The organism is Nocardiopsis chromatogenes YIM 90109, from assembly GCF_000341185.1.
GTDB classification, from domain to species: domain Bacteria; phylum Actinomycetota; class Actinomycetes; order Streptosporangiales; family Streptosporangiaceae; genus Nocardiopsis_A; species Nocardiopsis_A chromatogenes.
In genome coordinates this window covers 3,342-18,024 of record NZ_ANBH01000169.1, presented here as the reverse complement: position 1 = coordinate 18,024, position 14,683 = coordinate 3,342, and the positions used below count along the sequence as shown (strand labels likewise).

General features: G+C 74.6%; 12 protein-coding genes and 1 pseudogene (1 of these 13 running past the window's edge). 7 read left to right on the top strand and 6 right to left on the bottom strand.

The window, feature by feature from the left end; translation table 11 throughout:
- The 4 genes from D476_RS0117790 to D476_RS33685 all read right to left on the bottom strand — a co-directional run.
- Positions 1 to 1,144 (bottom strand): sugar phosphate isomerase/epimerase and 4-hydroxyphenylpyruvate domain-containing protein (locus D476_RS0117790; protein WP_017625287.1); only part of this gene is annotated, 1,144 nt, incomplete at its 3' end.
- A 53-nt stretch (positions 1,145 to 1,197) separates the two neighbouring features.
- Entirely contained in the window at positions 1,198 to 2,208 is a 1,011-nt protein-coding gene (locus D476_RS0117785) for a DctP family TRAP transporter solute-binding subunit (RefSeq protein ID WP_017625286.1), read from the bottom strand.
- Between the two features lie 75 nt (positions 2,209 to 2,283).
- Positions 2,284 to 3,558, bottom strand: a complete 1,275-nt coding sequence (locus tag D476_RS0117780; RefSeq protein WP_017625285.1) for a TRAP transporter large permease — start codon at positions 3,556 to 3,558, stop codon at positions 2,284 to 2,286.
- Positions 3,555 to 4,139: a TRAP transporter small permease gene (locus D476_RS33685; protein ID WP_051061782.1), complete on the bottom strand. Its 585-nt coding sequence runs from the start codon at positions 4,137 to 4,139 to the stop codon at positions 3,555 to 3,557. The genes D476_RS0117780 and D476_RS33685 overlap by 4 nt, the downstream gene beginning before the upstream one ends.
- A gap of 153 nt (positions 4,140 to 4,292) precedes the next feature.
- Between D476_RS33685 and D476_RS0117770 the strand changes: the two genes are divergently transcribed.
- Positions 4,293 to 5,294 carry a LacI family DNA-binding transcriptional regulator gene (locus D476_RS0117770; protein WP_017625283.1) on the top strand — a complete coding sequence of 334 codons (1,002 nt, stop codon included), beginning with the start codon at positions 4,293 to 4,295 and terminating at the stop codon, positions 5,292 to 5,294.
- Positions 5,295 to 5,327: 33 nt separating this feature from the next.
- Here the strand turns inward: D476_RS0117770 and D476_RS0117765 are convergent, their stop codons facing one another.
- On the bottom strand, positions 5,328 to 5,795 hold the full coding sequence (locus tag D476_RS0117765) for a DoxX family protein (protein ID WP_017625282.1): 468 nt from the start codon (positions 5,793 to 5,795) through the stop codon (positions 5,328 to 5,330).
- 95 nt (positions 5,796 to 5,890) lie between these two features.
- On the opposite strand from D476_RS0117765, the gene D476_RS0117760 reads away from it, so the two are divergent.
- The 4 genes from D476_RS0117760 to erm all read left to right on the top strand — a co-directional run bounded on the left by D476_RS0117760 (position 5,891) and on the right by erm (position 11,030).
- Positions 5,891 to 6,457, top strand: coding sequence for a TetR/AcrR family transcriptional regulator (locus tag D476_RS0117760; protein WP_017625281.1), 567 nt, complete (start codon positions 5,891 to 5,893; stop codon positions 6,455 to 6,457).
- Between the two features lie 347 nt (positions 6,458 to 6,804).
- A complete protein-coding gene (locus D476_RS0117755; protein ID WP_017625280.1) occupies positions 6,805 to 8,619 on the top strand; it encodes an alkyl/aryl-sulfatase in 1,815 nt (604 codons plus the stop codon).
- An 87-nt stretch (positions 8,620 to 8,706) separates the two neighbouring features.
- The gene (locus D476_RS0117750; protein WP_017625279.1) at positions 8,707 to 9,555 is read left to right on the top strand and encodes an SAM-dependent methyltransferase; all 849 of its coding nucleotides are present in this window, start codon (positions 8,707 to 8,709) and stop codon (positions 9,553 to 9,555) included.
- A gap of 584 nt (positions 9,556 to 10,139) precedes the next feature.
- Positions 10,140 to 11,030: an ErmE/ErmH/ErmO/ErmR family 23S rRNA (adenine(2058)-N(6))-methyltransferase gene (gene erm / locus D476_RS0117740; protein WP_017625277.1), complete on the top strand. Its 891-nt coding sequence runs from the start codon at positions 10,140 to 10,142 to the stop codon at positions 11,028 to 11,030.
- Positions 11,031 to 11,107: 77 nt separating this feature from the next.
- Here erm and D476_RS0117735 read toward each other — a convergent pair whose 3' ends face one another.
- Positions 11,108 to 11,713: a hypothetical protein gene (locus D476_RS0117735; RefSeq protein WP_152529377.1), complete on the bottom strand. Its 606-nt coding sequence runs from the start codon at positions 11,711 to 11,713 to the stop codon at positions 11,108 to 11,110.
- 162 nt (positions 11,714 to 11,875) lie between these two features.
- Here D476_RS0117735 and D476_RS33680 point away from each other — a divergent pair, with 162 nt between their 5' ends.
- Positions 11,876 to 13,009, top strand: coding sequence for a chitinase (locus D476_RS33680; RefSeq protein ID WP_017625275.1), 1,134 nt, complete (start codon positions 11,876 to 11,878; stop codon positions 13,007 to 13,009).
- A gap of 105 nt (positions 13,010 to 13,114) precedes the next feature.
- Positions 13,115 to 14,683 (top strand): annotated as a pseudogene (locus tag D476_RS33675) (SNF2-related protein) (it continues 1,552 nt past the right edge of the window).

Sequence of the window (14,683 nt, the reverse complement as noted above, 5' to 3'; positions counted from 1 at the left end):
GGGGGGGCGCGGGGAGCCGTTCGGCCCTGCGCGCCGCGCGGTCGGGGTCGTCCACCTCCACGCCCAGCGCGGTCACGGCGGCGGCCCCCGTCCAGGTGTGGCCCAGGTGCGCGTCGGCCGCGTTGACGAGGATCCGGGCGTCGCCGCCGCACCACAGCTGCACCGGCTTTGAGGGATGGTCGCCCGCGTGGGCGAACCCGAGGGCGGCGAGCACGGAGCGCACCCGGTCCGCGCCGCCTCCGCCTGCCGCGACCTCGACGAAGGCGTACCCCACCCGCTCGGGCGGATCGGGCAGGCGGGCGAGGCGGACGGGGGCGGGCTCCGGGGACGGCTCCCGGCTCAGCGTGTCCTCCAGGACCGACAGGGAGCGGAGCGCGTCGGCGGCGGTGCGGTACGGGTCGGAGGCGCGGAAGACGTCGTTGAAGACCTCCAGGGAGAGCGGCCCGGTGTAGCCCGCCTCCAGGACCTCGCGGGTGAAGGAGGCCAGGTCGAACCCGCCCTGACCGGGGAAGCACCGGTAGTGGCGGCTCCACTGCAGGAGGTCCATGGCCATGTAGGGGGCGTCGGCCAGTTGGAGGAAGAAGATCCTGTCCCCGGGGATCTGCCGGATCTGCGCGCTGTCGCCGCCCTTGGAGAGGATGTGGAAGCTGTCCAGGCACACCCCCAGCGAGGGGTGGTCGGCCTCGGCCACGATGCGCCAGGCGTGCTGGAAGTCGGACACGTGGCGCCCCCAGGCCAGGGCCTCATAGGCGATGCGCACGCCGTAGGGGGCGGCGGTCTCGGCGAGGCGGTGCAGCTGCGCCGCCGCGCGCGCGTCGTCGTCGATGGCCGCCTCGGTGGCGTTGGAGCACACCAGCAGGGTGTCGGCGCCGAGTTCGAGCATCAGCGCGAACTTGGCCTCGGCCCGGCGCAGGTTCGCCTCCAGCCGCTCCTGTTCCACCCCCTCGAAGTCGCGGAAGGGCTGGTAGAGGTCGATGCCCAGGCCGAGGTCCCCGGCCAGGGCGCGGACCTCGCGGGGCGGCAGGGGCGAGGCGACGAGGTCGTTCTCGAAGACCTCGACGCCGTCGAACCCGGCCGCGGCCGCCGCCCGCAGCTTCTCCTCCAGGGTGCCGCTCAGGGACACCGTGGCGATGCTCCGCCGCATGGATTCCGCTCCGCTCCGTCGTTCCGCCGTACATTCCGCCGCCGGTTCCGGGGTCACCGGGCCTCGCCGAAGGCCTCGTACAGCGCCAGCGCCTCGCCGTCCAGGCTGTCCTGGAAGTGGGCGCGCGCCTGGGAGCGGAACGCCTCGACGTCGACGTCGTCGACGATCTCGATGGTGCCGTCGGCCTTCCACTGCTCGACGATCTCGGCCTCGGCCTCCTCGATGCACTGCCGGTTCTCCGCGCGGGTGTCGCTGACCGCCTGCTGCAGCACCTCCTGCTGCCCGGCCGACAGGCCCTCCCACGTCCGCCCGGACACGACGACCATCTGTGAGCCGATCTGGTGACTGGTGAGGCTGACGTGCGACTGGACCTCGTCGAAGCTGTCCCCGGCGATGGTGGGGATCGGGTTCTCCTGGCCGTCGGCCGTGCCCTGCTGCAGGGCCAGGTACACCTCCTCGAAGGCGACGGTGGTCGGCTCGGCGCCCAGGGCCTCGGCGTTCTCCAGGTAGATCGGCGAGTCGGGGAAGCGCATCCGCAGCCCCTCCAGGTCGGCCGGCTCGCGGATGGGCGTGTCGGCGGTGAAGTGGCGGTCGCCGAAGTACCAGACGTCGAGGATCTTGGCGCCGGTGGCCTCCTCGAAGTCCTCCTTGACGGTCGCGGAGGCCTCGGAGTCGAAGAAGGAGAACAGGTGGTCGGCGTCGTCGAAGGCGTAGGCGGCGTCGAACACGCCGATCGGCTCGTAGGCCGAGCCGAGGGCGGCCGACCCCTGCACGTCCAGGTCGATGTCGCCGGACATGACCGAGGCGAAGGTCTCGGTGTTGGCGCCGAGCTGGCTGTCGGGGAAGGTGTCGACGGCCAGGCCGGCGTCGGCCTCGGCGACCTTGTCGGCGACGAGCTCGATGCCGCAGCGGGTGTGCGGGTGGTCCTGGGGGTAGCTGTTGGCGAAGGAGAGGGTGGCCGTGCCGTCGCCGGTCCCTCCTCCCCCGCCGCATCCGGCAAGGGCGAGCGCGGCGGCGGGCAGCAGGGCCGCGGCACGGATCGGGGTTCGGATCGGGGTGCGCATCGGAGGCCTCCTCGTGGGTCCTCGGATATGGGGGATGGAAGAACAGGGGTGTCGGGTCGGGCCCGGACGGCGCGGCTACAGGCCGAGGAGCCGGGGCAGGAACAGGACCAGGTCGGGGGCGGCGGTCAGCAGCACCAGGACGGCCAGGAGCGGCAGCAGGAACGGGGCGGTGCCCCGGAAGACCTCCTGCATGGGCGTTCGGGTCGCCGCGCCCAGGACGTAGAGCACGCCCCCGATGGGCGGGGTGAGCAGGCCGATCATGAGGTTGACGATGACGATCACCCCGAAGTGCACCGGGTCCACCCCGAACTGCACGGCCACCGGCAGCAGCACCGGAACGGCGATCACCAGGGCGGCCACCGGTTCGAGCACCATGCCCACAGCGATCAGCGCGACGTTGACCAGCAGCAGGAACAGCAGGGGGCTGTCGGTGAGGCCGAGCAGGAACGAGGCGAGGTCCTGCGGGACCCGCTCCCGCGCCAGGACCCACCCGAGCAGGCCGGAGGCCGCCAGGATGAGGGCGATGGAGGCGGCCGTGGTGGCGGTCTCCACCGCGATCCGCCACAGCGCGCGCAGGTCCAGGCGGCGGTAGCAGAAGCCGAGGACCAGGACGTAGGCGACGCCGACCGCCGCGGCCTCGGTCGGGGTGAACAGGCCGCTGAGGATGCCGCCGAGCAGCAGCGCCGGGGCCCCCAGGGGGCCGATCACCCGTACCGCGGCCCGCCGCGCCTCGCCCGGCTCGGGCCGCCGACCGGCCAGGTGGTCCTGGCGGCGGCCCCAGACGAAGACCGCGGCGGCGAGCCCGGCGGCGATCAGCAGCGCGGGCACCACGGCGGCGGCGAACAGGGCCGCCGTGGACACGGCGGCGACCGAGGCGTAGACGATCGCCGGGATGCTCGGCGGCATGACCGGGCCGATCAGGCTGGAGGCCGCGGTGAGCCCGAGGGAGAAGCGCCGGGAGTACCCCCGGGACGTCATCGCCGGGACGGTCATCTTGCCGACCCCGGCGACGTCGGCCAGGGCGCTGCCGCTCATCCAGGAGAAGCCCACGCTGACGCCGATGTTCACATAGCCCAGCCCGGCGCGGACCCGGCCGAACAGCACCTGGGCGAAGCCGAAGATGCGGTCGGCGATCCCGGTGTGCTCGGCGACCACGCCCACCAGGATGAACAGCGGCACGGCCAGCAGCGGGAAGCTGTCGATCTCCCGGGCGGCGGTGCGCAGCGCCAGGCCGGTGGACTGGCCGGTCAGGGCCGTGTACGCCAGGCAGGGGCCGAGGATGGCGAAGGCGATGGGGACCCGCAGCAGGAGCAGGGCCAGGATCGCGGTGACGACCGGGATCGCGCTCACCGCTCGGCCCTCCCGTTGCCGGAGGCGCCGGGCGCCTCAGGGGGCCCGGCATCGGCCGGGGGCTCCGGCCCGGCGGGAGGGCCCGCCGTCAGGGTGTTGGCCCCCGCGCGCAGCGCCGCCAGCGCCAGCCCGGCCAGCGGGACGGCGTAGACCGCGTTCATGGGCAGCCCGAGGGCGGGGGTGCGCACCGGCGGGCCGTTGAGGACCAGCTCGGCCGCCTCGGCGGTGAAGGCCGCGCCGACGGCCGCCACCACGAGGTTGGCCAGGATCCAGACCCCGCGGCGGAGCCGGGCGCCCGGCAGGAGGTCGACGACCTTGAGGGTGATGTGCTCATCGCGCCCCAACAGGTGGCCCGCCAGCGAGAAGGCCAGCCACACCAGGCCCAGGCGGGCGAGCTCGCCGGTCCACACCCAACCGGCCACGGGCAGGTGGCGCTGGAGCGCCTGGGTCAGCATGAGGGCGAAGATCATGGTCAGCAGCGCGGCGCCCACGGCGAGCTCCGCGCCCTCCAGCCACCGCACCGCCGCCGGTCGGCGCCGCGGAACAGGTCCGCCTCGGGCCTGGTGGGCAGGGTCGGTCATCGGGGTGCTCCAGTCGGCGGGGACACGGTCGGCGGCCCGGACCGGCTGTGGCGCCGGTCACAGGCGGGAAGTGGGATGAACGATAGGTTTCCTGGAAACGGCATGACAAGCGATTGCCATAAGTTGCCACCGCCGTGCCCACGAGAGGCCCCCATGACCCGTCCCAAGCGCCCCACCGTGTACGACGTCGCCCGGGAGGCCGGGGTCGCGGCCTCGACGGTCTCCCGCGCCTTCGGCAACCCGCGGCGGGTCAACGCCGCCACCCGCACGCACGTCCTGGAGGTGGCCGAACGGATGGGCTACCACCCCAGCCCGCTGGCCACCGCGCTGCAGTCCGGGCGCACCGCGACGGTGGCGATGCTCGTGCCGGACATCGCCAACCCGCACTTCTTCGGCCCGATCCGCGGGGCCGAGCGCCGGGCGGCGGCCGCCGGAATCACGTTCATCCTCGGCTTCACCGAGGAGTCAGCCGATGCCGAGCGCGACCAGATCGCGCGCCTGTCGCGCTCGGTGGACGGGTTCGTACTGGCCTCCAGCCGCCTGCCCGCGGACGCCGCGGCCGAGCTGGCCCGCGAGCACAACCTCGTACTCGTCAACCGGGAGGTCGAGGGGATGCCGAGCGTGGTGGTGGACAACGCCTCAGGCAGCGCGCAGATCGTGGACCACCTGGCCTCGCTGGGCCACCGGTCGCTGGTCTACCTGTCCGGTCCGCACGCCTCCTGGCTCGCCGGGGAGCGCTGGCGGGCGCTGAGTACCGGCGCGCGGGCGCGCGGGATGGCGGCCTCCCGCCTAGGGCCGTTCGCCCCGCAGGTCGCGGGCGGCGGTGCCGCCGCCGACGCCGCCCTGGTCTCGGGCGCGACGGCGGTCGTGGCGCACAACGACCTTCTGGCCATCGGCATCCTGCGGCGGCTGGCCGAGCGCGGCGTGCGGGTCCCCGAGCAGGTCAGCGTCGTCGGCTACGACGACATCTTCGGCGCCGACCTCTGCTCGCCCGCGCTGACCACCCTGGCCGGGCCGCAGGAGGAGGCGGGGCGCGCGGCCGTGGAGATCCTGCTGACGGCGGGGGCCCAACACGCCTCCGGCGACGGCCCGCGCCGCCTGGTCCTCCCCTCCCACCTGGTCATCCGGGAGTCCACCGGACCGGCGCCCGCCTGAGGGCCCGCCGCCGTCCGGCGGGCGCCGTCGCGCTCAGTCCCGCGGCGCCGCGCGGCGGTTGCGGAGGTGGTGCACCACCACGCTGAGCGCGGCGGCGAGGAAGACCGCCTGGAGCAGGGTGCGCGGCACCAGCCGCTCGTCCCAGGGGAGGCCGGCCTGGGTGAGCGCCTTGTGGACGTTGGCCGGAAACATCGCGACCAGCATCAGGGCGAGCCCCGCCGCCGACCACGGTGCGGTGCGCGGCCACAGCAGTGCGGCCGCGCCGACCAGCTCCAGCACACCGGTGACGGCCACCAGCAGCTCCGGGGCGGGCAGTGCGGGCGGCACCATGGCCACCAGCTCCTCGCGCATGCCGACGAAGTGGGCGAGCCCGGTCGCGGTGAACATCAGGGCCAGCCCGCAGCGCACGGCCGCCGGCCAAGAGGACGTCGCCCGCACCCCGGCGCGGCCCGCCGCCAGCGCCGCCGCCGCGCCCACGAGCAAGAAGACCAACGGCGCCATGGCGCTCCACCTCTCCGCATCCAATCTTTCCACTGACAAGATCCCACGGCGCCGCCGGTCTTGTCAATGACAAGACCGGCGCTAGGCTGGCCGCCATGGCCTACCACCACGGCGACCTCCGCCGGACCCTGCTGGCCGCGGCCGCCGACGCGATCGCCGAGTCCGGGGCGGCCGCGGTCAGCCTGCGCGAGCTCGCCCGCCGGGCCGGGGTCTCCAACGCCGCGCCGACCCACCACTTCGGCGACAAGGCCGGCCTGCTCACCGCGCTCGCGGCCGAGGGCTACGGCCTGCTCGCCGACACCGTCACCGGGGCGCGCCTGTCCGGCGGCGGGATCGTCGAGATGGGTGTGGCCTACGTCCGGTTCGCCCTGGAGCATCCGGGGCACTTCGAGGTGATGTTCCACCCCGCCCTGCACCGCACCGACGACGAGGAGCTGCGGGCCGCCCGGACGAGGGCGGCCGGCGCCCTGGCAGCGGGCGTCGGCGAGCGGCACCGCGGCGACGCGGAGGACGGGGGCGCCGAACTCGCGGCCGTGGCCGCATGGTCGCTGGTCCACGGCTACGCGACACTCGTGCTCAGCGGCGCGGTCCACCCCGACGACCCGCAGGGCCAGACACGGGCCATCGCGCGGCTCCTGTTCCCCGAGGGCACCGCGCGCTGAGGCCGGTCCCCGCCCCCCGGCCTGAACGGCCCCCTCCCCCGGAACCCCACGGCGGCGCGGGCCCAGATGCGGACGCGGCGCAGCCGCGTCCCGCCATTCCCTCCTATTGAAGAATGGATTACCAATCCTACCTTCATAGTGGAGATCAGCGCCGCCCCCTTCCGAGGAGCGGAGCGAGCGCCCCTTCCGATAGCGGTCCGCGCTCGGGCACCCGGCGCTTCCCAGGGATTCCTACCGGCCCCCTCTGGTATTCGGGGTAATTCCCCGGACCGGAGCGAGAGAGAGCACCTGTGTTTTTTACCCCCGTACTGTTCCACTCCCGCCCGGCATACGCGAACGTATTCCCCATGACTCACCTCGACTACGACGACCGCAGCGACTTCGAGAACGCCGACCGCGGGTTCATCGCCGCCCTGAATCCCGGAATCGTCAAGGACGCGCAAGGAAACGTCGTCTGGGACAACGACGTCTTCTCCTCCTTCCTGGACCGGGAGTGCCCGCCGAGCGCGAACCCGTCGCTGTGGCGGCAGTCGCAGCTGTGCGCCCGGCAGGGCCTTTATGCGGTGACCGACGGCATCTACCAGGTCCGCGGGCTGGACCTGTCCAATATGACCCTGGTCGAAGGCGACACCGGCGTCATCGTCATCGACCCCCTCGTCTCGAACGAGACGGCCGCCGCCGCGCTCACCCTCTACCGCGCGCACCGGGGCGAGCGGCCCGTCACCGGGATGGTCTATACGCACTCGCACGTGGACCACTTCGGCGGCGCCGAGGGAATCGTCCCGCCCGGCAACCCCGACGGCGTACCGATCCTGGCCCCCGAGGGGTTCGCCGAGCACGCGATCGCCGAGAACGTCTATGCGGGCACCGCCATGGCCCGGCGCGGCATGTACCACACCGGCGCGACGCTGGAGCGGAGCCCTGAGGGCATGATCGGCACCGGCCTCGGCCAGACCGCCTCCACCGGCTCGGTCTCCCTGGTCCCGCCGACCATCGACATCACCCGCACCGGCCAGGAGGAGACCGTCGACGGAGTCCGTATCGTCTTCCAGGTCACCCCGGGAACTGAGGCCCCCGCGGAGATGAACTTCCACTTCCCCGACAGGCGCGCGCTGTGCATGGCCGAGAACGCCTCGCACACCATGCACAACATCCTCACGCTCCGGGGCGCCCTGGTCCGCGACGCCCGGGTGTGGTCGCGCTACCTGGACGAGGCCATCACCCTGTTCGCCGACGCCTCCGACGTCGCCTTCGCCTCGCACCACTGGCCCACCTGGGGCGCCGGCGCCATCACCCGCTACCTGTCCGAGCAGCGGGACCTGTACGCCTACATGCACGACCAGACGCTGCGCATGCTCAACCAGGGCATGACGGGCCCCGAGATCGCCGAGCGGATCGAGCTGCCCCCTGCACTGGCCTCGGCCTGGCACGCGCGCGGCTACTACGGGTCGCTCTCGCACAACGTGAAGGCCGTCTACCAGCGCTACATGGGCTGGTTCGACGGCAACCCCGCGCACCTGTGGGAGCACCCGCCGACCGAGCTGGCCCAGCGCTACGTGGAGTGCATGGGCGGCACGGCCCGGGTGGTGGCGCTGGCCGCCGACTACACCTCCCACGGCGACCTCAGGTTCGCCGCCACCCTGCTCAACCACGCCGTCTTCGCCGACCCGGACGACGAGGGGGCCAAGAGCGCCCTGGCCGGGGTCTACCAGAGCCTGGGCGAGAGCGCCGAGAGCGGCACCTGGCGCAACTTCTACCTGACGGGCGCCAAAGAGCTGCGCGAAGGGGTCACGCCCAACCCGTTCACCATCTCCGGCGGCATGGCGGCGGGCCTGAGCCCCGAGCAGGTCTTCGACTCCATGGCCATCCGCGTCAACGGCCCCAAAGCCTGGGACGAGCGGCTCAGCATCTCCTGGGCGCTCTCCGACACCGGGCGGCGCTACCGGATGACGCTGTCGAACGGCGTGCTCACCCACCGGCCCGAACCCGAGGGCGCGCCGCCCGCGGACCTGGTGGTCACCCTCGCCGAGCCGGAGCTGTTCGCCCTGCTGACGGGCAAGGGCGCCGAGGGGGCGGAGTTCACGGGCGACCGGTCGGTCCTGGTGCGCCTGCAGCAGGTGATGGACCGGCCCGACCCGGAGTTCCCGATCGTGACGTCCTAGCGGCCGAGGCCGACGGCGGGCGGTGCGGCCGGAACCGGCCGATGGGCCCCGGTTCCGGCCCGCCTGCGCCCCGCTAGGGTGTGCGCCGTGAACGCCACCCCCCACTCCCCGCACGACCGCCCGGAGGCCACCGGGCCCGACGGCGGCCGTCCGCGCATCGACCCCTCCGTCGCGCACAACGCCCGCGTCTGGAACCACTGGCTCGGCGGCAAGGACTGCTACGCCTCCGACCGCGCCGTCGGCGACCATGTCGCGTCCCTCTTCCCGAGCATCGTGCACGTGGCCCGCGCCGACCGCGGCTTCCTGCGCCGCGCCGTGCGCCACCTGGCGGGCGAGGCGGGCATGCGCCAGTTCCTGGACATCGGCACCGGCCTGCCCACCAGCGACAACACGCATGAGGTCGCCCAGGCGACCGCCCCGGACAGCCGGGTCGTCTACGTCGACAACGACCCGGTCGTGCTGGTGCACGCCGAGGCCCTGCTCGCCTCGGGCCCGTCCGGGGCGACCGACTACATCGAGGCCGACGCGCGCGACACCGGCCGCATCCTCGCCGAGGCCGCACGCACGCTGGACTTCGACCGGCCGGTCGCGCTCATGCTCCTGGGCGTGCTCAACTTCATCGAGGACGACGGCGAGGTCGCCGCGCTGGTGCGGCGGCTCGTCGACGCGCTCGCCCCGGGCAGCCACGTCGCCCTCAGCCACCCGATCGTCCATTCCGGCGAGGGCGGCAACACCGAGGCGATGGAGTACTGGAACGCCAACGCCACGCCGCCGATCACCGGCCGCTCCCCCGAGCAGGTCGCCGCGCTCCTCGAAGGCCTGACCGTACTGCCGCCCGGGGTCGTGTCCTGTTCGCAGTGGCGGCCCGACGTCGGCGCGGACGGCACCCCGCCCGCCTGGGTGCCCCAGGTGGGCGCGGTCGCCCGGAAGGACTGAAGGACCGGCGGCGTCCTGGGGGACGACGGCTGCGCGCCTCTGGTCGAGGCCGTAGCGCCCCACATGCACACCGACCCGACGAAGGGGGCGGCGGGCGCTCGTCACACCGCCGGAAAACCCTTTGCCCGGCGCGGGAGACGGGGCCTATCCTCGGACCATCATGGGAGCCTTCCAAGCGATCTTCGACGCCCGGACCGCGGCACGGTCCGGGTTCGTCTACATCCGCGACCGCGCCGCCGCCCCGGACCGGGTTCCGGGCGTCGGCCGCTGACACGCGGCGCCGTCACCTGAGCCTGCGCTGAACCGCCCGGCCACTGCCGCCCGGCGGTTCGCGGCTCTGTTCCGCGCCGCCCTACGGGCCTGAGCGATCCACCGCCGGCCCGCCGTCCGCCGACCCTTCGGGTCGGCGCGCCATGCGCCGCCCCTCCCCCGCGGACCCCTGCACACCGCCGCGCCCCGGTCCGGGGCTCTGTTCCGCCTTGCCCGACGTACATGCGGGCGGGCGGCGCGGGCCCGCGCAGGAGGCGCCGTGCCGCCCGTCCCTGTCGGCCGCCGCACCGCGCGGCGGCAGGAACGGACGCCCGATGGCGCACAAGCACGGATCCGGCCGCAACGGCCGCCCCTCCGAGAGGACTCTCGGCCGCTCCCGTGAGCACGGCCCGAAGGGGCGCAAGGGGGCGGGGGCGCGGCGGCGCTCGCTGTCCCAGAACTTCCTCGCCGATGCGTCGGCGGCCCGACGCATCGTGAGCGCCGCCGACCTGCCCGAGGGCGGGCTGGTGCTCGAACCCGGCGCCGGTGACGGCATGATCACCTCCCACCTGGCGCGCGGGGCGCGGCGGGTGACGGCCTACGAGGTCGACCTGTACTTCGCGCGGCGCCTGTCCGAGCGGTTCGCCGCGTCGCCGCGGGTGCGGGTGTGCGGCGCCGACTTCACGGCGGCCCCGGCGCCCCGCGAGCCGTTCTCGGTCGTCGGCAACATCCCCTATTCGCGCACGTCCGCCATCGTCGACTGGTGCCTGGGCGCCCGCGCGCTGCGGTCGGCGACCCTGCTGACCCAGTGGGAGTACGCGCGCAAGCGCACCGGCGCCTCTGGGCGCTGGAGCAGGCTGACCGTGCTGACGTGGCCGCGGTTCGAGTGGTCCCTGGGCGAGCGCGTGCGCCGCGACCGGTTCCACCCCGTGCCGCGCGTGGACTCGGGGGTGCTGCGCATCGCCCGTCGGCCTGAACCACTGTTGCCCGTGTCGGCCCTGGCCGACTACCGCGCGCTGGTGAAGGCGGGGTTCTCCGGTGTCGGGGGCTCTCTCGACGCGTCACTGCGGCGCCTGTACCGCGCACGTCGGGTGGACGCGGCGCTGCGCGCGGCCGGTGTGGAGCGCGGAACGGTGGTGGCCTTCGTCACACCCCGGCAGTGGGTGGCCCTGTCCTGTCACCTGCTCGGGATAGAAGGGGATCGGATCGCCGGGGAAACCCGGTGACCGCAGGCCGGGCGCGCGGGGCCGAGGACGGCGGTCCCCGCGCCCGGCCTCCCTGCCGGATCCGTTGCGCGGGGCCCTCAGGCCCGCCCTTCCGGATCTTCCGGATCGTGCGAACCGTCCGCGCCCGCCGGGGGATCGGTGGCGGCGGTCCGGGCGCTTCTGCGGTAGGCGACGACACCGATCGCCCCGGCGGCCCATCCCAGGACGACACCTGCGGCGGTCCCGCCCCGGTCGGGGGTGACCGACACCCCTGTACCGACCGCCGTGAGGGATTGGTCGTACGTGGTGAGCCTCTCGTACGAGCCGGGGTACCCGCCTGAAGGCGTCATCGGCTCGTAGGCGAACCAGCCGAACGACTCCCCCTGCGCGCTTCCCGGCACGCTCCCCGACTGCATCTGTTCGACCGACACCACCCGTGCGGTCCCGTCGGCGACGGTCCCGGCGAGCACACAGGCACCCCAGGTCAAGAGGAAGACCGCGGGGCCGCCGCGCGCGCCGCGGACCGAGGGCAGCGTCCACCACAGCAGCGCGGTCGCGACGGCCCCGGCCACCAACGCTCCGGCGCCGAGCGGCAGCAGGCCGGAGAGGAAGGAGGAGGGGGCGGCGAGGAGTCCGGCGGCGGCGAGGAGGACCGCCGCGGGCACGGCCCAGCGGATGGTGGTCGAGCGTTGCCTGGGATCCATCCGCGACACCCTAGTGGGCCGCAACGACCGCCGTTGCGGGGGTTCGGGGGCATGCGGGGGTGTTGACGGCGGTAGGGGCGGGGGTTACCTTCACCACATCTATTAGGAAAGTTTCCTTTAGGTTATGGCCCCCGCCCGCTCCCACCCCAGCGAGGAGCCCCCGTGACCCCCCTGCCCCGCACCGTCGCCGCCACCGCCGCCCTGGTCTGCGCCGCGGCGGGAACCGCCGCCGGCCCGGCGCCCGCCCCCGCCGCGGCCGGTACCTCCGCCTCCGCCACCCTGCCCGACCGCGTCATGGCCGGGTACCTGCACACCAGCTTCGCCAACGGGTCCGGCTGGGTGGACCTGGCCGACGTTCCCGACGAATGGGACATCATCCACCTCGCCTTCGCCGAGCCCACCTCCCCCACCTCCGGGCGGCTGGAGTTCTCCCTGTGCCCGCGCCAGGAGTGCCCCGGCGTCCCGGACAAGGCCGAGTTCATCTCCCAGATCCGCGACGCCCAGGCGCGCGGCAAGAAGGTCGTGCTGTCGGTCGGCGGCGCACGCGGCCAGGTCTCCCTGGAGACCACCGCCGCCCGGGACGCCTTCGCCGAGTCGGCCTCGGCCATCATCGACGAGTACGGCCTCGACGGCCTCGACGTCGACTTCGAGGGCCACTCGCTCTACCTGGACGACGGCGACACCGACTTCCGCTCCCCCACCACCCCTGTCATCGTCAACCTCATCGACGCGCTGCGCGCGCTCTCCGACCGCTACGGCCCCGACTTCGTCCTGACCATGGCGCCCGAGACGTTCTTCGTCCAGCTCGGCTACGCCCACTACGGCAGCGGCCCCTGGGGCGGCGCGGACCCCCGCGCCGGAGCCTACCTGCCCGTCATCCACGCCCTGCGCGACCGGCTGACGCTGCTGCACGTCCAGCACTACAACTCCGGCCCCATCGTCGGCCTGGACGACCGCTACCACACCATGGGCTCGGCCGACTTCCACGTGGCCATGGCCGACATGGTCCTTCAGGGGTTCCCCGTGGCGGGCGACGCGTCCCGCGTCTTCCCGCCCCTGGACCCCGGGCAGGTGGCCATCGGCCTTCCCGCGAGCCCTCTGGCGGGCAACGGCCACACCTCCGCCCCCGAGGTCCAGGCCGCCTGGGACTGCCTGACCACCGGAGCGCACTGCCCCGACTACGCCCCGCGCGGCACCTACCCGGGCCTGCGCGGGCTCATGTCCTGGTCCATCAACTGGGACCGGTACAACAGCGACGAGTTCGCCACCGAGCACGGCGCGCACATCGGCTCCTAGCCCCTTCAGGGGCGCCCCCGTCGGCGCCGCCTGGACGAGAACGTCTCCGGTGGTCGCGATACTGGGGGACGTCATCGTGAAGGGCGCGACCGATGGGGGCGGAGCGTGCGGGTTCTGCACGGGGCCTGGGACGGGGCCGACGGCCTGGTCGTCTGGGCGGAGGACGCCGCGCTGCCGCCGTGCACCGGCGGGCGCGGGGCGGAGCACGGGCAAGGGCCAGACGGCCCGGCCCGCCAGGCCCCGCCGCAGCACCCCTACGCCCTGTCGGCCGACGCCCTGGGCACGCTGCTCACCGGCCTCGGCGCCCACCGGGGCGATCCGGAGGAGCACCGCGTCCGCCTGCCCGGCTCGGCCGAGCACCCGCTGCCCTCGCCCGCCCTGGGCACGGTGCCGGACGCGCCGGAGGTCGACCGTCCCCGCCTGCACGAATGGCGCGTGCCCTGTGCGGCGTTGCGCGGGGACCGGGCCGACCGCGCGCTGGCGCTCCTGGACGACGGCCTTCCAGGGGACCTCGCCCTCGGCCCCGCGCTGCGCCACCTGCTGTCGGTGCGCGGCTTCGCCCGGCGCCTGGCCGCAACGGGCCGCGTCCTGCCCCGCCTGGTGGGCGAGCCGCCGCAGGCGGTGTGGCGCCCCGTCCTGCAGGGCGCCGACGCCGAACACCTGCGCGCACTGCGCACGGCCCTGCCCCCGTCGGCGCGGGCGCTGGGCACCGCCGACGGCTCCGCCCCGAACGGCGCAACCCCGGATGGCGCCGTGCCCACCGCCCGGGGAACCGGCGCCGCGGAGGCGGACCCCACCGACGGCGGCGACCCGGTCTACGCGGCCCTGTGCGTCCTGACCGACGCCGCCGCGCGCTCCCGGAGCCGGGGCGCCCGACCCACCGGCGACCGCACCGGCCGCCTCCTGGCCGCCGCCCTCACCCGCCCCTCCCCCGCACCGCTGCGCGCCCCCGCAGGCACCGACCTGCCCGGCCTCGCCGCCCGCCTGCGCGACCGGCACGCGGCGGCCGAGCGCCCCTCCGGCGCCCGCCTGGTGCTGCGCCTGGTCGAGCCCGACCCCGAACAGCGCGAGACGGGCGCCCCCGAGCGGTGGCGGGTGGAGTTCTGGGTCCGCTCGGCGGCCGACCCCAGCCTGCAGCTCCCGCTGGCGGACGTGTGGCTGGGCGAGGGGGGCGCCTGGCTCCCCGACGACGTGGAGACCCGCCTCCTGCGGGAGCTGCGGCGCGCCTCCCGGTACTTCCGTCCCATCCGCGACGCCCTTGCAGAGCTGGCGCCCTCGGCCGTGGAGACCGGCACCGGCGGCGCCTACGCCTTCATCCGCGACGCCGCGCCCCGCCTCGACGCCGCGGGGTTCGCCGTCGTCCTCCCCGACGGCATGGACGGCTCCCGGCTGGGCCTGAAACTGACCGTGCGCGAGGACGAGCAGGCGGGGAGCGGCGGCGGCATCGGCCCCTCGGACCTGGTGGACTTCTCCTTCGAGGCGGTGCTCGGCGGCGCCCCGGTCGACATGGAGGAGCTGGCGGAGCTGGCCCGCCTCAAGCAGCCCCTGGTGCGGCTGCGCGGCCGCTGGGTCGAGGTCGACCCGGCGCACCTGCGCTCGGCGCTGGACTTCCTGCGCCGCCGCGGCTCCGGGCGGATGCGCCGGGACGAGGCGCTGCGCACGGCCGCCGCGCCC

What these genes read in the sequence shown, in the direction of transcription:
- D476_RS0117760 (WP_017625281.1), top strand. Translation starts at nt 5,891, where the DNA reads ATGGCCTACCACCACGGCGACCTCCGCCGGACCCTGCTGGCCGCGGCC.
- D476_RS0117765 (WP_017625282.1), bottom strand. Translation starts at nt 5,795, where the DNA reads ATGGCGCCGTTGGTCTTCTTGCTCGTGGGCGCGGCGGCGGCGCTGGCG.
- D476_RS33685 (WP_051061782.1), bottom strand. Translation starts at nt 4,139, where the DNA reads ATGACCGACCCTGCCCACCAGGCCCGAGGCGGACCTGTTCCGCGGCGC.
- erm (WP_017625277.1), top strand. Translation starts at nt 10,140, where the DNA reads ATGGCGCACAAGCACGGATCCGGCCGCAACGGCCGCCCCTCCGAGAGG.
- D476_RS0117785 (WP_017625286.1), bottom strand. Translation starts at nt 2,208, where the DNA reads ATGCGCACCCCGATCCGAACCCCGATCCGTGCCGCGGCCCTGCTGCCC.
- D476_RS0117755 (WP_017625280.1), top strand. Translation starts at nt 6,805, where the DNA reads ATGACTCACCTCGACTACGACGACCGCAGCGACTTCGAGAACGCCGAC.
- D476_RS0117770 (WP_017625283.1), top strand. Translation starts at nt 4,293, where the DNA reads ATGACCCGTCCCAAGCGCCCCACCGTGTACGACGTCGCCCGGGAGGCC.
- D476_RS0117735 (WP_152529377.1), bottom strand. Translation starts at nt 11,713, where the DNA reads ATGGATCCCAGGCAACGCTCGACCACCATCCGCTGGGCCGTGCCCGCG.